The sequence below is a fragment of the Sphingomonas sp. genome, from assembly GCF_035944535.1.
Classification (GTDB): Bacteria; Pseudomonadota; Alphaproteobacteria; order Sphingomonadales; family Sphingomonadaceae; genus Sphingomonas_B.
Map to the genome: position 1 here is coordinate 142,268 of NZ_DASZBC010000007.1, position 16,639 is coordinate 158,906.

The following is a 16,639-nucleotide window of genomic DNA, read 5'->3' on the forward strand; positions in this document are numbered from 1 at the left end:
AACATCCAAAACGGAGAGAATTGGCGCCAGTCTCCTCCGCTTTGGAGAAAACTGCGTGGTTGTCAGCGACCGCCTATCGCCTTCCAGCTCTCCGCGATCTCGCCGACATTAGCGATGACATCGCGGACCAGCGCCGCATTGCTGTCGATGCTGGCGCGCATCACCGCGTCGCGGCAGCCGCGATAGAAGCGGGACAGCGCCTCAGCCACCGATCCGCCCTTGTCGAAATCGAGCCCCGCCTCCAGCGCATAGAGCAGTGCCACGGCTTTGGTCAGGCGAGCATTCTTGTCCGGGTGATCGCCCCGCTCCGCCGCCAGGGCGCCCAACCGCAGCTCCCGCAACAGATCCTCGTAGAGGATGGTGATCAGCTGGTGCGGGTTGGCGCCGCCGGTGCGGCTCGCCACGTCGACCGAGCGATAGGTCTCACGTGGGTCGCGTGTCAGGCGGGAGGCATAGCTCATGCGCTGCGCGTCCAGCTCTTGATCTGCTGGTCGAGGAAGCTCTGCGTCGCCTTATAGGCGGAGACGCGTGCGTCCATACCGGCGAACTGGCGCGTCAGCCGCTCGCGCAGCGTCGCCGTGTCCAGCTCGATCTTCTCCGCTTCCCTGGCGAGTGCGCTCTGCAGGCGGGTATAGCCGCTTTGGCTGGCGGTGAGGGGCCCGGTCGGCGCCGTCAGCGCGATCGAGATCTGCCGCAGGGCGGAGCCGAGGCCGACCGTCAGGATTTTTTCGACGGACGGGCCATTCTTCGAAAGTGCCGACTGCAGCGCAGCGGTGTTGAGCGTCAGCGTGCCGTCGCGATTGGTGCGGACGCCGAGCTCGCCGAGCGTGCTCGGTTCCCCGTCAGCGGCACTGGGGTTCAGATCGCGATTGGTGAGCGCGCCCAGCTGGCGCATGAGCTCCCGCGCGCCGCTGTCATTGCGCAGCACGCCGTCGGTGGAGCTGGTCTCCGTCTTCGCGATGGTGATCAGCTGATTATAGGTCTCGACGATATCGGCGACGGCTTGCGACAGGGCGGACGTGGGCGCCGAGGTGCCGATGGTAATCGTCTGGCCGGGGACCGCTTTGACCAGATCCAGCTTCACGCCGGTCAACAGGTCGCTGACGCTGTTGCCGGGGCGGCGCACTTCCACGCCGTCGAGGGCGATCAAGGCATCGACCGACTTGCGCGTGAGCCCCATCACTTGCGTGCTGGTGTTGAAGGCGAGGGCGGACAGGCCCGGCGCGGACGCATCTTCCGCTACGTCGATGGTGAAGGCCTGTTCGGCACCGGTAGCGCCCTTGACGACGAGCCGGGAGCCCGTCGCGTCGGTCAGCACCGAGGCGGTGACGCCGGCCTTTGCCAGGTTGATCGCGTCGGCAATGCCCTGGAGGCTGTTCTGGCCGTCGCCGATCGTGACGGTCACCGGGGTCGCGCCGGACTTGGGCGTAAAGCCGGTGGGCGTGTCGCCTGTGTAGCTCATCTCCCCAAGCGTGATGGTCAGCGTGCCCTTGCCGAACGCCGCCGTCTTGTCGGCGACCGTGCCCGAGTTGACGACCTGCGCGGCGGCCAGCTGGCGCACTTCGACATTGGCGGACAGCCCGGAAATGCTGGCGCCCGGCAGCAGGCCCACGTTCAGCACGGACGTGTCCGAGCTGACCGGCTGCGTCGAGAGAGAACCGCCGGAGACCAGATTGGAAAGTGCCGAGGAGAAGCCGGTCAACCCGCTCTTCAGCTGGGACAGTGCCGAGATCTGCGCCGTCAGCGTTTCCTTGCGCGCGGTCAGCGCCTTGGTCTTGGCCGCGAACTGCGCATCGATCAGCGAGGAGACGAGCGCCTTGGTATCGATGCCGGAGCCGGCGCCCAGCGTCACTGCAATGGAATCGGACATGTCTCTCTCCTGACAGCCTAATCGGCCATCGGCGCCAAAGCTTTAGGTTCGCGCGACGCGAACGCCGTTTTCGTCAAATAGGGCAGTGTCGGGCACGATCACGTTCGGCTGGCCGCCGCCCGCGCGCAGGTTCACGCCGAACACAAAGGCGAGCACGGTTGCGATCGCCACATAAAGGTCGTCGCGCACCTGCTGCCCCTCGCGGCTGGTGTAATAAACGGCGCGGGCGAGGGCCGGATATTCGAGCACCGGCTTGTCCATCTCGCGCGCCAGTTCGCGGATGGCGAGCGCCTTGTCGCCGCGCCCCTTGGCGACGACCACCGGCACTTCGTCCTTGCCGCGCTCATAACGAAGCGCGACTGCGAAGTGGGTCGGGTTGGTGAGCACGACATGCGCGCCTTCGACGGCCTTGCGCGCGCTGCCCTTGAAGATTTCGCGCATGCGGGCACGCTGCGCGCCTTTCGTCTCCGGCGAACCCTCGGCCTGTTTATGCTCGTCCTTGATCTCCTGCTTGCTCATCTTCAGCTTGTTGAGCAGGCGGATCAGCTGGATCGGCACGTCGAAGCCGGCGATCAGCAGCAGCCCGCCGGACATGACGAGCAGCAGCACCACCAGCTTCCAGCCGAGCGCTGCGACGCTCGATTCGACGTCTCCGGCGACGAGGCCAAGTGCGTCGCCCTTCATCGACCAAAGCATCCAGGCGCCGATCGAGCCCAGCAGCACGACCTTCATCAGCCCTTTGCCGAGCTCGATCCAGCCGTGCATGCCGAAGATGCGCTTGAGCCCCGCGCCCGGGTTGATGCGCGAATTCTTCCATCCGAACAGCTTTGGCTGCACGTTGAAGCCGCCGAGGCCGGCCTGGCTGGCGACCGCGATGCCGATCGTCACCGCGAACAGGAAAGCGAGCGAAGGCGCCAGCGTCAGGCCCACGCTCAGGATCGGGCGCAGCGGCTGAAAGTCCTCGACATCGGCGCGGCCGAACTGGAGGCTTTCGCGCATCACCGTCTTGAGAGCCGCCAGCAGCGCCGGTCCCGACAGCGCGAGCCAGAGCACGCCGGCCAGCACTACGGCGGCCGTCGCCAGCTCACGGCTGCGCAGGACCTGGCCTTCTTCCGCCGCCTTCTGCTTGCGCTTCGGTGTCGGTGCTTCTGTCTTTTCGCCGAATTCCTCCGCCATCAGCCGAGCACCAGATTGGCGGTGGCTTCCAGCGCCTCGCGGATGATACCGGCCATGGCATCACCCATGGCGGGGAAAGCAATGGCGAGCGCGACCAGGCCGGTGGCGAGACTGGCGGGAAGGCCGACGGCGAACAGGTTCAGCGCCGGCGCCGAACGCGACAGCATGCCGACGATCAGGTTCAGGCACAGGATGATAAAGCCGACCGGCAGCGCCAGCAGCAGCCCCGCGGCGAAGGCATAGCCGCCGAACAGCGCGATGGCCTGCAGCTTGGAAGCGGTCAGCCAGGCCTCGCCCGGCGGCAGCACCTGATAACTTCGCACGACAAGATCGACGAGCAGCAGATGCCCGTCGAGCGCCAGGAACAACAGGGTCATGACAATCGACAGGAACTGGCCAAGCGCGGGCGTCGTTGCGCCGCGCTGCGGATCGATGGTGGTCGCAAAGCCGATGCCCATGGTGTTGCCGAGCGCTTCGCTGGCGACCAAGGGCCCGGCAAAGGCGATCTGGAGGATGAAGCCGAGCGCGAGGCCGACCAAGGCTTCCTGCGCGACCTGGAGGAAGGTCTCGAGCGAAAGCAGAGCATTGGGCGAGGCGACCGGCGCGTTGTTGACGACCAGAATGCCGATCGCGCCTGCCAGCACGATGCGCACCTGCAGCGGAATGGTGACGGCGCCGAACACCGGCGCCGCCACGAAGGCCGCCCCGATCCGCACCATCACGAAGATCAGGCCGAACAGCGACACTTCGACGGCAGGAAGGCCGAAGCCGAGCATGGCGGCTACCGAGTGCTCCGGCGAAGGCCGGAGCCTTGTGCCATCTCGCGCAGAGCTCCGGCCTTCGCCGGAGCACAGGGAAGAGGTGTCACTTCACTAAGTCCGGAATGCGTTCAAAGATCGAAAGGGTGAAATCGCTCAAGAGGCCCAGCATCATGCTGCCGAACACGACGAGCGAAATGCCGACCACGGCAACCTTGGGCACGAAGGTCAGCGTCGCTTCGTTGATCGATGTGGCGGCTTGGACCATGCCGAGCACCAGGCCCGCGATCAGCGCCGGCAGCAGCACAGGTAGAGTGACCAACGCCAGCACCCAGAGCGCCTCGCGGCCGACGCCAATGAAATAGGATGCGTCCATCAGTGGTTTCCCCCGCGTCCGTTCGTTTCGAGCGAAGTCGAGAAACCACAAGCTGCAACCAGCCGCTTCTCGACTGCGCTCGAAGCGAACGGGAGTTTTTCCGTCATGTGTTTCAACTCACGAAACTGTTGGCGAGCGAGCCCATCGTCAGCGCCCAGCCGTCGACCAGGACGAAGAGGAGCAGCTTGAAAGGCAGGGAAATTATTGTCGGCGACAGCATCATCATGCCGAGCGCCATCAGCACGCTCGCGACGACAAGATCGATAACGAGGAACGGCAGGAAGATCAGGAAGCCGATCTGAAAGGCCGTCTTTAGCTCCGAGGTGACGAAAGCCGGCAGGGCGATCGAGAAGGGCACGTCATTGGGGCTCGCGAACGGACCCTGCTTGGCGATGCTGGCAAACATCTGCACGTCCTTCACGCGCGTCTGCTTCATCATGAAGCCGTGCAGCACATTGCCGGTGCGCTCGATCATCTGCGTCGCCTGGATCTGGTTGGCCGCATAGGGCCGGATCGCCTCGGCATTCACGCGGTTGAGCACCGGCGACATGACGAACAGGGTGAGGAACAGCGACAGGCCGATCAGCACCTGATTGGGCGGCGTCTGCTGCAGGCCGAGGGCCTGGCGGAGGATCGACAGCACGATGATGATGCGGGTGAAGCTGGTCATCATCAGCAGCAGCGACGGCAGCACCGTCAGCAGCGACATGATGATCAGCACCTGCAGGCTCAATGACAAAGGCGCGGAGCCGCCGCCCAGCTGCCCAAGTGCGCGGTCGAGCGCCTCCGGTGCACCGGGCTGCGCGGGTGGGGCCACGACAGGTGCTGCTTGCGCAAACGTGGGCTCGCAGAAGAAGAGTATGCCCAGGACGAAGCCGACGAGCCAGAAACCAAGCGTTCCCCGGCGAAGGCCGGGGCCCAGCTGGCGCGCACTCTGGACCCCGGCCTTCGCCGGGGAACGCAGAACGAAGCTAGACATGCGGCGCCTCGATCTTGTCGACCAGGTTCACGCCGCCCCGGCCGACGGATACGAGCAGTTTGCGGCCCTCGAACTCGATCACGGCGAGGCGCAGGCCCGGCGACACCATCATGCTTTCCTTGACCGCGATCATGCGGGTGCCCTGATTGCCTGGCAGCTTCTGCTCCAGCTTCCGCCAGGCCCAGAGGCAAGCGATCAGCAGGCCGCAGACGAGCGGCAGCAGCAGCGCCAGCTTGAGAAGATAGGTGCCGATCACAGCGCGGGCGGCGCCTGGTCGGCGAGTTCGGTGATGCGGATGCCGAAGCGGTCGCCCACGGTCACGACTTCGCCGCGGCCGATGAGCGTCCCGTTGACCAGCACGTCGAGCAGCTCATTGGCATAGCGGTCGAGCTCGATAACGCTTGATTCGCCCAGCGCCAGCAGCTCGCGCAGCTTGAGGTTGGTGCCGCCGACTTCCACCGAAAGGCGGACATCGACGTCCTGCAGCAGCCGGAAATTGGCGGCGATGCCGACGTCTTTGGGCAGGCCGGTGTGGCTCATGTCGCTCATCAGTTACTCTCGTCCTCAAGGGGTTCGATGCGGTGCACGCGAATGGCGGCGCGGCCGTTGAACGCGCCGACCGCGCCACGCGCGAAGCGGTTGCCGGAGACCAGCAGCGGGATTTCAGGGCCGAAGCTGATCGGAATGATGTCGCCCAGCTTGAGACTCATCAGCTGTGCGAGCGGGATGGTGGGCTCGGCGAGCACGGAGCGCACCGGCAGCTTCACGTTCATCGCCGCGCGCATCAGATTGTTGGTCCAGCTCGGGTCTTCCGCATGGCGGCGAGCCTGCACCTTCGATGACAATATTCCGGCGATCGGTTTCAGCGAGGCAGCGGGATAGAGGAGGTCTATCGGCACCGGCCGGCCTTCGCCGATCGTCAGCAGGAAGCGCGTGCGCACCACCCAGTCCTCGCCATCGATGTGCGACAGCATGTGCGGGTTGGTTTCGGTACGGCCGACCTGAAACTCGATCTCGGCCAGTTCGGCCCAGCCGGAAGCGAGCCGTTCGGTGACACCTCTGGCGAGACGGCCGATCATCGCTTCCGCGGTCGGCGTGAATTCGGGTGGCAGCGGATTGGGCGCGAGGCCCGGGCCGCCGAAGTAGAGATCGACGAGCCGGAAGGTGAAGCCGCCGTCGATCACCAGCAATGCCTGGCCTGAGAGCGGCGCCATGCCGATCAGCGTCGCGCTGGCGAGCGCGTTGCAGTTCGCGGTCAGATATTCGTCGAAGCGCTGCACCGTGATCGGCTCGGCCGCAACCTTGACCGGCTGGCGGAGCATCGGCTCGAACAAGGTGCGGAGCGCGCGGGCGACGTGCTGGTTGACCTGGGTCAGCGCCTGCAGGTCGCCAAGTGGATTGGCCGACGCGCTTCCCAGCACCGGCGCATGATGCGCCGTCGCTCGCCCGGAGGCGGCGCCCTGAACGGGTGCTGGTGAAGCGGCCTTAACCATCTCCGTTCACTGAACAATGAAATTGGTAAAGTAGACGTTACTGACGCCGCCAAAGCCTTCCTTTTCTTTCAGAACGGCGTTGATCGCCTTCACCAGCCGCTGCTGCAGATCCTTCTTCCCCTCGGAAGTGAAGATCGCTTCCTCGTCGGTGTCGTTGATCGCCATCAGCACGGCGGAGCGGATCGCGAGCTCATGCGCCTTCAGCGCTTCGGTGACCTTTTCGTCATAGTGGGTGGAGACGGCGAGACCGATCTGGATCAGGTGCGAGCTCTCCTTGAGGTTGGAGGTGAACTCCTTCTCCAGCTGGAAATAGCTCGACTCATATTTGGGCGCGTCGCCTTCCTTGGAGCCGCCCTCTTCCTTGCCTTCCGCCTTGGGCTTGGAGCCCTTGGGAAGGAGCTTCGGCATGTCCTTCTGCTCGACCTCTTCCTTCGCGCCGATCATGCCGGTGAAGAACAGGCCCGCCCCCACGCCGGCGCCGATCAGCACCAGCAGGGCGATGATGAGGATGAGCTTCTTGCCCTTTTTCTTGGGAGCGGGCGCGTCGGTCGGGAGTGCGGCAGTGGCCATGATGTCGAGCCTTTTTGGAGCTTAGGTCAGGCGATCAGGTCGCCATTGGGTTGATCTTGAGCGCCCTGCTCCGGCGCGGCGGAGCGGGGGCGCAGCGGGGTCTGATTATGCTGTTCGGACGGCGTGCGGCGGTCCTGCGGCTGGCCGCCGCCGATGTCCGCCTGGGCGAAGCGGAGGCCGCGGGCCTCGGCGAGTTCCTGGAGGCGCGGCGCCGCGTCGCTCAGCAGCTGCCGCGCCTGGGCGTTCTCGCTGGTCAGCGTCACGTGCATCTGCTCGTCGCGCTGGACGATTATCACTTCGACGGCGCCAAGTGCGCTCGGCAGCAATTTGATCTGCGCCTCGCGCCGGCCGTCCGCCTGAACGATGTCGCCGATACGGTCGATCATCGCCTGCATCCATTCGGACCGGCCAAGGTCCACCGGCGAGGAGGGCGCGGGAATGCTGGCCGGTGCGGCAGGAGCCGGCGCAGCTGCTGCCGCGTGCGGCGTCGGCGCGGACTGGTCGACTGGGGCAGTAACCTGGCTGGTTGGCGGCGAGGCTTCAGCGACCGAAGGACGGATCAGCTGTGCCACCTGACGGGCGAGCTCCGGCGGGATGGAAATCTCGGGACGAGCGGGTGCTGCCGCCACTGCAGCTGACGCACGAGGGGCGGCCGCAGCCGGCAATTCGGGAAGGGTGCGGCTTGGCTGGTCCGGCGCTTCCTGCTCAGGATCCGGTGCGGGTGCCTGGCTATAGCGGATAATCGGGTGCGGCGAGCGCGTGGGGCGGGCAAGCACGACCGTCGTACACGTTGGCGAAGCTGCCGCTGCCTCGGCGGGGACTTCAGTGGCGTCGGTCGGCTCGGCTGCGACCGGGACAGGCGCGACAGTGATCGGTGCAGGCGGCACGGGCTCAGGAACGGCGGCGGGTGCGACGAGAACGACCGCAATCTCCGGCAGCTCGCCTGTCTTGCTCTCAGCAGCAGAAGGCTCCGCGTCGATCGGAGCGGGCATTTCGTAGTCGGAGATTGCGGTCCGCACAGGCGTGCGGCTGAGGGCGAGAACGGAACTGGTGTGAAGGGTCCAGCGCTTGAGGCCGGGTTCCGGCGCCTGGATGGCATCGGGACCATCCCTCTCCGGTGCATCAGCGATCGGCAGTTGCGGAGTCGGGTTGGCCAGCTTGCCCAGCCGCAGCTCGGGCTGCCAGCCGCAGCCAACCATCACGCCTTCCACGTCGACCGGTGGCAAGGGTTCCGGCAGGTCGGCAATGGTTGGCCGGGGGAGCGGCAAAGACGTGCCGCTGTCCGGCGCTGGCGGTGGCGTCGGCGCCGCGGGAGGCGCCGCGTCGAGCATCATTGGATTGCCGGCTATTCCGCCGATTATCGCTGCAAAGTTCGCGGCTTCGCCCCCGGCGCCGGGCACGATAGCGGCCGGAGCGATGGCGAGGAGCGTAGCCGGGAGAGCCGGCGTGGCAGCGACAGTGGCAAGTGTGTTCGGCATCAGCCGCTTTTCAGCAAGGTCCGTGCCAGCGCTCGTGTAGGGTGAGGGGCGTCTTCCAGCGCCTTGCGGGCGGCGGCCGCCCGGGCCTCCAGCTCGCGATCGATCAGTTTCTCGACCGCGCCATGGTCGCGCTTGGCGGCGTTGGCGGCGTCTCGCGCCTGGTCGAGCAGCTGGTGCGCGGCGGTGACCCGGCGCTGCGCCTCCGCCTGGCTGCGGGCGAGCCGGTCGCGATAATGGGCGGCGGCGAAGAGGCTCAGGCCCTGTTCGCTGCCCTGGCGCGGGGCAACGTCCTGACGCAACGACTCGATGCGGGCGGCGAGCGCCGCGGCGCTGGACGCGCGCTCAGCGGCGGCTGCCTGCTCGGCGCGTGCCAAGTCGAGCTGCAGCGAACGGACGCGCAGCATCCGCCCGAGCTTCTTCGCGTCGCGCGCCATCAGCCGTCGCCGAAGATGCCGACCAGCTCGGTGACCGCCTCTTCGATGCCCACCGCGCTGTCGGCGTCCTGACGGATATAATCGAGGATGGCGGGATGGTAGGCGAGCGCCTGGTCGATCTGCGGGTCGGCGCCGCCGCGATACGCGCCCATCAGGATCAGGTCCCGGTTCTCCTCATAGGTGGCGAGGTGGCGGCGGAGAATGCGGGCCGCGCCGACATGTTCGGGCGCGGCGATGTCGGTCATCACGCGGCTGACCGAGGGGCCGAGATCGATCGCCGGATAGACGGCGCGCTCGGCAAGGCTGCGCGACAGCACGATATGGCCGTCGAGGATGGAGCGGGCGGAGTCGACGACCGGATCGGAGCCATCGTCGCCATCGGCAAGCACGGTGTAGATCGCCGTGATCGAGCCGCCGCCCTTGGCGTCCTTGCCGGCGCGCTCGATCAGATTGGGCAGCATGGCGATGGCGGACGGCGGGTAGCCGCGGGCGGAGGCGGGTTCGCCCAATGCCAGGCCGATCTCGCGGCCGGCATGGGCGACGCGGGTCAGCGAATCCATGATCAGCAGCACGCGCTTGCCTTCGGCGCGGAACGCCTCGGCGATCGCGGTGGCGCGCATCGCGCCGCGGATGCGGAGCACGGGCGAATGGTTGGCGGGCACGGCAACGATGACTGCGCGCTTGCGGGCTTCGCCCACGACCTTGGTTTCGAGGAAGTCTGTGACTTCGCGGCTGCGCTCTCCGATCAGGCCGACGACCACCACGTCCGCTTTCACCTGGCGAACGATCATGCCCAGCAGCACCGACTTGCCGACGCCGGAGCCTGCCATAATGCCGACGCGCTGGCCCTGGCCGATGGTCAGGAGTCCGTTGATCGCGCGCACGCCGACATCCAGCGGCTCCGTCACGCGCGCGCGATCGAGCGGGTTCTGCAGCTTGCCGGCGAGCGGCCACGACTTGGCGCCGCGGATCGGGCCGAGGCCATCGATCGGATTGCCGGCACCGTCGACGACACGGCCGAGCAGGGCCGAGCCGACCTGCGCTTCGCCGGGCTGACCGATCGGCCGCACCGGCGCATCGGGCAGCAGCGGCGCCGGGCCACCCAGGTTCATCATGATCGTCTTGCCGGAACGGAAGCCGATCACTTCGGCTTCGACCTCGCCCTTGCCGGAGCCGATGCGACACACGGTCCCGACCGGCAGCGACAGGCCGACCGCCTCCATCAACAGTCCGTCGAACGACGATAGGCGCCCGATCACTTCCGGCTGCGGCGCGAAATCGAGCTGGAGGGCGGAGAGATAGTCCTGAGCGAAGGTCTTCAGCATCAAACGCCTTTGCATCCGTTCGTATCGAGCGAAGTCGAGATACGCTTCTCGACTGCGCTCGACGCGAACGGGAAGGTGGAGCTAGTCACCCGGCAAAGCGGCGCGGTCGAGCGCGGCAGCGAGTTGTTTCAGCCAATTGGCCGGACCGTCCTCGATCGCCCCGGAGCGGGTCTCGATGCGGAAGCCGCCGCGGCCGATGCTCTCGTCGCCGACGAGCGTGACGCGGTCCGGCTGATGGCCGTCGACCAGCGCCAGGTCGGCGGGGTTGAGGCGCAGCTGAGCGAGTTCGGCGCTGTCGGCGATCAGGGCGGCGGCCGCTTCGATGCGCTGGTTCAGCAGATCGGCTGAGACGCCAACTTCGCCAACCAGGCGGGTCACCAGGAACATCACGGTCTCGCGCAGCCGGCTGGCGAGGGCATCGCGGTCGAAGCCGCTCATCATCTGGAGCAGGCCGGCAATCTCCGCGAGCGCCTGAGCGTCCGCCTCGCCGCGCTCGGCGGCCATCCGCTCGGCAGCGGCCATGCCGGCCGCAAAGCCTTCGGAGCGGGCAGCGGCAATCGGGTCCGGAGTCTCGGGAGAGGCTGAGGCTGCACTCTCGCCCAGCGGGTCGAACGGGCCCCAGCCCGCAGTCGGGTTCACGCCCGGGTTGGCGGGCCGGAAATGCTTGGGCTCTGGCGCAGGCGAAAAGTGCACAGGCCCGCCTTCCGAGAAGCCGCCGCGCAGGCCGGACATCGCCGCGCCCAGCGCGCCAAAGTCCACCGCACGCGCTTCCGAAGCTCCTGCGAACCTAGACATAATCGTCGTCTCCGCCGCCGAGGCGAATGGTGCCGTCCTTGGCGAGCTGGCGGGCAATGCCGAGAATCGTCTTCTGCGCTTCCAGCACTTCGGACAGCTTGACCGGGCCGCGCGCTTCCATTTCGTCGCGAATGCCGTCGGCGGCGCGGCTGGACATGCAGCCGAGGAAGCGTCCGCGGGCGGCCTCGTCCACGCCCTTCAGCGCCAGCACCAGTACATCGGCCTCGACGCCGCGCAGCAGCGTGCCCATCGACTTGTCGTCGAGCGCCAGCAGATGATCGAAGACGAACATCTCCTCCTCGATTGCCTTGGCGGTTTCCTTGCTGATCTTGGCGACCTTCGGCATCACCCGCTGCTCAGTGGCCTTGCGGGCATTGTTCATGATCGCCGCCGCTTCCTTGGCGCCGCCGAGCGGCATCGCGGCCGGGGTCTTGGCCGAACCGGCAGCGCGGCTCAGCACGTCGCGCAGCATGTCGAGCGCGTCGGGCGAAATGGGTCCAAGCGTCGCGATTCGGTGCAGCACGTCGGGCTGCATCGCGTCCGGCAGCTGCTCGATCACCTGGGCGGCGACGGCCGGATCCAGATTGACCAGCAGCACGGCCGCGATCTGCGGATGCTCGTCCTTGATCAGCGCCGCGATCTCCGAGGCTTCCAGCCAGTCGAGCAGATCGATCGCGCAGGCCTCTTCGCGCGGCGTAATGCGCGAGAGGACGTTCTCCGCCTTGTCCGGGCCCAGCGCCTTGGTCATCATGGTTTCGATCTGCGGGCGAGGATCGAAGCCGATCGTGTTCTTGTCCTTAGCCTTGCCGACGAATTCGTCGAGCACTTCGGCCACTTGCGGCTCGCCGACATCGGCAACGGCGAACATCGCCTTGCCCAGCATCCGCACTTCCTCGGGCTCCAAATTCTGGAGGATGGCGGCGGCCTCGTCCTCGCCCACCAGCATCATCAGCACGGCGGCCTTCTCGACGCCCGTGAAGGTCCGGGCAGGTTCCTGCATCATGCGGCGGCTTTCCCGTCGGAACGGATCATGTCGCGAACCGCGAGCGCTGCGCGCGCCGGATTGTCTCGGGTGAAGTCGCGGACCAGCTTGACACGATCCTCATAGCCCTGCGCGCCTTCGACATGCTCGATACTGACCGGCGGCCGGCCGATCGCCGGCTGTCCCTCCGCATCTGCAGCCTCACGCTTGCGCGACAGCATCTTCAGCATCGGCTTCAGACCGACGAAGATCACGAGCAGTGCAATGATCAGCGCCGTCAGGTTGCGCGCCAAAACCGGGAACCAGCCCGCCTCGTACCAGGGCGTGCCTTCCTCTTCGGTGGCGCCCGCAAACTTGCGGGAGATGACGGTCACCTGATCGTTGCGGGCGGCATCGAAGCCGACGGCAGCGCGGACCAGGTCGCTGATCTGCGCGATCTCCTGCGGGCTGCGCGGCTTGGCGCCTTCAGGTTCGCGGAGGACGACGGCGACAGAGATACGCTTCAGCCCGCCCGGCACGGCCCGCGTGACCGAAATCTCCTTGTCCAGCTCGAAGGCGCGGGAGAATTGGTCCGACTGTTTCATGCTGTCGGGGACCTTGGGCGCAGCCGCTGCCTTGGGAGCCGCTTCCGCCCCTGTCTTGATCTCGGCGGCGGCGGGCGGCGTGTTGGAGAGCGTGCCGGGAATGCCCTCGGCGGCAGGCTGACCCTGCTGATTGCCGGTCCATTGGCCTTGCTCGGCGCGAAGCACGCCTTCCTTGCCATAGGCTTCGCGCGTCGCCTGGGTCTCCGACAGGTCGACTTCGGCGGAGACTTCCGCGCTGAAGTTGCCCGCGCCGACCAGCGGGGTCAGCAACTGGATCAGCTGCTCGCGATACTTGCCTTCGACACGGCGCTGGAAGTCGATGCGCTCGTCGCTGGCGCCGATGCCACTGGCGCCGCCCGGCTTGGTCAGCAAGGAGCCGGCGCCGTCGACGATCGTCACCGCATCCGGCTTCATGCCAGGCACGGATGAAGCGACGAGGTTGATGATCGAACGCACCTGATCCTCAGGCAGCGAGCGGCCCGCGGCCAAGCGCACGATTACCGAAGCGGAGGGCGCCGCATGATCGCGGACGAAGACGGTGTTCTCGGGAACGGCCAGATGGACGCGCGCTTCGGTAACACCCTCGATCTCCTGGATCGAACGGGCAAGTTCCGTCTCGCGTGCCTGGCGCAACCGTTCGCCTTCCACGGCGCGGCTGACGCCCATCGGCAGCTGGTCCAAGATCGCATAGCCGCCCGGCGTCGCCTTGGGCAGGTTTTGCGCTGCAAGCGTCATACGCGCCTTGTAGTAATCGTCCTCGGCGACGGTCAGCGTGCCGGTGCCATTGTCGATATGGCTGTCGATATTCGCCTGGGCGAGCGCTTCGACGGCCGCCGCCTTGTCGGCGTCGTTGAGCCCCGAGAAGAGCATCTTCTGCGGCGGCGTCGCGACCATGGTCCAGGCGAGCGCGGCGGACGCGAGTAGCCCGATCAGACCGATCATCGGCGCGGACTTGCGGACCGCCGGCTGCGACCAGAGGCTGCGGATCGCGCCCATCGGATTGCGGCCGAGTTCGGTCAGCGGCGGCACCGGCGTGCCGGCGGCGGGAGCGGCGGGCAGAACCTCGCCTTGCGTGGGGGTAAGAGCGTTCGTTGCCATCTAGGTTAAACCGGCATGCTCATAATGTCCTTATAGGCGGACAGGAGTTTGTTGCGAGCCTGCAGCGTCGCTTCGAAAGCGATGGAGGCCTGTTGCCGCGCCAGCATCACCTGGGCGACATCGACTGTCTCGCCGCGCTCATAGGCTTCGCTGGCCTTGGATGCGGCGCTTTGGCTTTCGTTGACGCTCTTGAGCGCGGCTTCAAGCGTCGCGCCGAAGCTGTTGCCGGGTGTCGCGTTCGTCGCAGGCGCGCTGGCGTTGCCGATCTCGTTGGCCCGCTGCAGCGCTGCGTTGCGCTCGAGGATCTGGGCGCGGATAGCCATCACGCGATCGGCGCTGGAAACGGCTGAAATACTCATGCCCAGGCACTCCGGCTAGGGGCCACATTGCCGCCGGCCTCGCGGATGCGGGCGAGGCGGTAGCGCAGCGTCCGCTCGGAAATGCCGAGCCGCCGCGCGGTTTCGGTGCGATTGCCGCCGCAGGCGGCGAGCGCATCCTGGATCGCTTGCACTTCGTGAAGGCGGACAATGTTGCCGAGCGTCGGCTCCGCGACCGGCGCGGCGACCGGCAGGGGCCGAGCGGTCGCGTCGAAGATGATGTGCGCGGCCTCGATGCGGTCGCCAGGCGCGAGCAGCAGTGCGCGCTGGATCACATTCTCGAGCTCGCGGACATTGCCGGGCCAGTCATGACCCTGCAGCGCGTCCAGCGCTTCCTGGGTCGGCCAGGGAATGACGGAGCGGCTGCCGGCGTGACGCAGGATCATCGTCGCGGCGAGCGACGCAATGTCCTGGCGGCGCTGCGAAAGCGGCAAGGTGGCGAGCGGGAAGACGCTCAGCCGGTAGTAAAGGTCGGCACGGAAGCGGCCCGCTTCCACTTCGGCGGGAAGGTCGCGGTTGGCGCAAGCGATGACGCGGACGTCGATCGCTTCCGGGGTCGTGGCGCCGAGCGGCACCACCTCTCGCTCCTGCAGTACGCGGAGGAGCTTGGCCTGGAGGCCGATCGGCATTTCGGCGATTTCGTCGAGAAGGAGCGTGCCGCCATGCGCCGCACGGAAGAAGCCCTGGGCGGCGGCACCGGCGCCGGTGAAAGCGCCCTTGGTGTGACCGAACAGCAGAGCCTCGAGCATCGCCTCGGGCAGCGCCGCGCAGTTGACGGCGACGAACGGGCCTTCGCGGCGCGATGAATGATTGTGAATGTGGCGGGCGAGCACTTCCTTGCCGGTGCCCGTGGGGCCGTTCACCAGCACGGTGATGTCGCTTTCTGCCACGCGCTCCGCCAGCGCGAACAAAGCGAGGGTATTGGGGTCCGCGGCGGCCGGGGCGGTGCCGCGCAACAGGGCGGCGGCAAAGGCATGGCCAAACACCAAATCCTCGCGGCCGTAACTCAGTCGGGCGGGAGTCGTATCGGTGGCGCGTTCCAGCCGGCGGACGCCGGTGTCGCCCAGCACCAGGGTCGCGCGGGGGGCCGGCATCGCTTCGCCTTCGGTGACGATGTACATGTCGCCGGTCCGGACCCGTTCGCCGCGATAGGGGCGGACTTCCTGACCGAGACCCCGCAGCCAAGACAGCAGCACCGCATGCGCCTGGCCCGCGGCTTCGCTGTGGATGATCGACTGCATCGGCGTTCCCCGTTTCCCTGTTGAGCTTCGATATCGGCCAACAGGGTAAAGCGGCGGTTAACGACACAGTTAATGCCGCCCACGCGCGCGAGAGGCGGTGAAAAAAAGCGTAACGATGCCCCTAAAGTCCCGCAACGCTCGGCCGTTCACTGCTGTGGCGGCTCTGGCTTCGTTCCGGCTTTACCGGGGGAAAGGAGCGGCAGCCGGAACTGAAACGGAGATTGTTATGACTGTTATCTCGACCAACTCCGCCGCCCTGCGCGCCCAGAATGGTTCGCGTATGGCTGAGGCGTCGCTGCAGACGGCGATGGAGCGCCTGTCCACCGGCAAGCGCATCAACAGCGCCAAGGACGACGCGGCGGGTCTCGCCATTGCTTCGACCATGACCGCCTCGATCCGCGGCATGGGCCAGGCGATCCGCAACGCGAACGACGGCATTTCTTGGGCGCAGACCGCGGAAGGCGCGCTCGCGGAAGTCACGAACATGCTGCAGCGTATCCGCGAGCTGGCGGTGCAGTCGGCTTCGGGCACCTATTCGTCCACCGACCGCACGAACCTCGACGAGGAAGTCACCGAGCTCAAGTCGCAGATCACCAACATCCTTGCGACCACCGAGTTCAACGGCACCCGCATCTTCAACTCGTCGGCGTCGGGCACGACCTATTCGGCGCAGGCCGGTTCCATCTCGATCCAGGTCGGCTCCAACAACGGTGACTCGGTCAGCCTGTCGTTCACTTCGCTGAGCGACCTCGCCTCTGGCACCTCGGTGTCGAGCGCGACCAACGCGAACACCGCGCTCGACAACGTCGACACCATGCTCGACAACGTTAACACCACCCGCGCCTCGCTGGGTGCGGGCCAGAGCCGGCTTTCGTCGGTGGTCAACAACCTGACCAACAACGTCAACAACCTGTCCGACGCGCGCAGCCGCATCGAGGACACGGACTTCTCGGCCGAGACGACCAACCTCGCCAAGGCCCAGATCCTGACGCAGGCGGCAACCGCGATGCTCGCCCAGGCGAACCAGAGCCAGCAGAACGTGCTGAGCCTGCTCCGCTAAGCAGATCGCGTTAGTAGCGTAAGCTTCAAGAACTGGAGACCCC

General features: G+C 66.7%; 19 protein-coding genes. 1 reads left to right on the forward strand and 18 read right to left on the reverse strand.

What is annotated here, in order from left to right:
* Positions 1-62: 62 nt before the first annotated feature.
* The 18 genes from fliS to VGT77_RS07720 all read right to left on the reverse strand — a co-directional run bounded on the left by fliS (position 63) and on the right by VGT77_RS07720 (position 15,536).
* Positions 63-461: a flagellar protein FliS gene (gene fliS / locus VGT77_RS07635; protein WP_327461185.1), complete on the reverse strand. Its 399-nt coding sequence runs from the start codon at positions 459-461 to the stop codon at positions 63-65.
* Positions 458-1,870, reverse strand: coding sequence for a flagellar filament capping protein FliD (fliD, locus tag VGT77_RS07640; RefSeq protein ID WP_327461187.1), 1,413 nt, complete (start codon positions 1,868-1,870; stop codon positions 458-460). The genes fliS and fliD overlap by 4 nt, the downstream gene beginning before the upstream one ends.
* 42 nt (positions 1,871-1,912) lie before the next feature.
* Positions 1,913-3,046 (reverse strand): flagellar type III secretion system protein FlhB, encoded by a 1,134-nt coding sequence (locus tag VGT77_RS07645; protein ID WP_327461189.1) that lies wholly within the window; start codon positions 3,044-3,046, stop codon positions 1,913-1,915.
* The gene (fliR, locus tag VGT77_RS07650; RefSeq protein ID WP_327461191.1) at positions 3,046-3,822 is read right to left on the reverse strand and encodes a flagellar biosynthetic protein FliR; all 777 of its coding nucleotides are present in this window, start codon (positions 3,820-3,822) and stop codon (positions 3,046-3,048) included. The genes VGT77_RS07645 and fliR overlap by 1 nt, the downstream gene beginning before the upstream one ends.
* 88 nt (positions 3,823-3,910) lie before the next feature.
* Positions 3,911-4,180, reverse strand: coding sequence for a flagellar biosynthesis protein FliQ (gene fliQ / locus VGT77_RS07655; protein WP_327461193.1), 270 nt, complete (start codon positions 4,178-4,180; stop codon positions 3,911-3,913).
* A 112-nt stretch (positions 4,181-4,292) separates the two neighbouring features.
* Positions 4,293-5,159, reverse strand: a complete 867-nt coding sequence (gene fliP / locus VGT77_RS07660) for a flagellar type III secretion system pore protein FliP (protein ID WP_327461195.1) — start codon at positions 5,157-5,159, stop codon at positions 4,293-4,295.
* A complete protein-coding gene (locus VGT77_RS07665) occupies positions 5,152-5,415 on the reverse strand; it encodes a flagellar biosynthetic protein FliO (protein ID WP_327461197.1) in 264 nt (87 codons plus the stop codon). The genes fliP and VGT77_RS07665 overlap by 8 nt, the downstream gene beginning before the upstream one ends.
* Complete coding sequence (gene fliN, locus VGT77_RS07670; RefSeq protein WP_171129437.1) at positions 5,412-5,708, reverse strand: flagellar motor switch protein FliN; 297 nt, start codon at positions 5,706-5,708, stop codon at positions 5,412-5,414. The genes VGT77_RS07665 and fliN overlap by 4 nt, the downstream gene beginning before the upstream one ends.
* A complete protein-coding gene (locus tag VGT77_RS07675) occupies positions 5,708-6,652 on the reverse strand; it encodes a flagellar motor switch protein FliM (RefSeq protein ID WP_327461200.1) in 945 nt (314 codons plus the stop codon). The genes fliN and VGT77_RS07675 overlap by 1 nt, the downstream gene beginning before the upstream one ends.
* A 6-nt stretch (positions 6,653-6,658) precedes the next feature.
* Entirely contained in the window at positions 6,659-7,222 is a 564-nt protein-coding gene (locus VGT77_RS07680) for a flagellar basal body-associated FliL family protein (RefSeq protein WP_327461202.1), read from the reverse strand.
* 26 nt (positions 7,223-7,248) lie between these two features.
* Positions 7,249-8,700 (reverse strand): flagellar hook-length control protein FliK, encoded by a 1,452-nt coding sequence (locus VGT77_RS07685; protein WP_327461204.1) that lies wholly within the window; start codon positions 8,698-8,700, stop codon positions 7,249-7,251.
* Positions 8,700-9,134, reverse strand: a complete 435-nt coding sequence (locus tag VGT77_RS07690; RefSeq protein ID WP_327461206.1) for a hypothetical protein — start codon at positions 9,132-9,134, stop codon at positions 8,700-8,702. Before VGT77_RS07690 ends, VGT77_RS07685 begins: the two co-directional genes overlap by 1 nt.
* Complete coding sequence (locus VGT77_RS07695; RefSeq protein WP_327461208.1) at positions 9,134-10,459, reverse strand: FliI/YscN family ATPase; 1,326 nt, start codon at positions 10,457-10,459, stop codon at positions 9,134-9,136. Before VGT77_RS07695 ends, VGT77_RS07690 begins: the two co-directional genes overlap by 1 nt.
* Positions 10,460-10,540: 81 nt before the next feature.
* The gene (locus VGT77_RS07700; RefSeq protein WP_327461210.1) at positions 10,541-11,254 is read right to left on the reverse strand and encodes a FliH/SctL family protein; all 714 of its coding nucleotides are present in this window, start codon (positions 11,252-11,254) and stop codon (positions 10,541-10,543) included.
* Positions 11,247-12,254 carry a flagellar motor switch protein FliG gene (gene fliG / locus VGT77_RS07705; RefSeq protein ID WP_414713372.1) on the reverse strand — a complete coding sequence of 336 codons (1,008 nt, stop codon included), beginning with the start codon at positions 12,252-12,254 and terminating at the stop codon, positions 11,247-11,249. The genes VGT77_RS07700 and fliG overlap by 8 nt, the downstream gene beginning before the upstream one ends.
* Complete coding sequence (gene fliF, locus VGT77_RS07710) at positions 12,254-13,918, reverse strand: flagellar basal-body MS-ring/collar protein FliF (protein ID WP_327461214.1); 1,665 nt, start codon at positions 13,916-13,918, stop codon at positions 12,254-12,256. Before fliF ends, fliG begins: the two co-directional genes overlap by 1 nt.
* A gap of 5 nt (positions 13,919-13,923) precedes the next feature.
* On the reverse strand, positions 13,924-14,277 hold the full coding sequence (gene fliE, locus VGT77_RS07715; protein ID WP_327461216.1) for a flagellar hook-basal body complex protein FliE: 354 nt from the start codon (positions 14,275-14,277) through the stop codon (positions 13,924-13,926).
* Positions 14,274-15,536, reverse strand: a complete 1,263-nt coding sequence (locus VGT77_RS07720; RefSeq protein WP_327461218.1) for a sigma-54 dependent transcriptional regulator — start codon at positions 15,534-15,536, stop codon at positions 14,274-14,276. Before VGT77_RS07720 ends, fliE begins: the two co-directional genes overlap by 4 nt.
* 226 nt (positions 15,537-15,762) lie before the next feature.
* On the opposite strand from VGT77_RS07720, the gene VGT77_RS07725 reads away from it, so the two are divergent.
* Entirely contained in the window at positions 15,763-16,596 is an 834-nt protein-coding gene (locus tag VGT77_RS07725) for a flagellin (RefSeq protein ID WP_327461220.1), read from the forward strand.
* Positions 16,597-16,639: the final 43 nt, after the last annotated feature.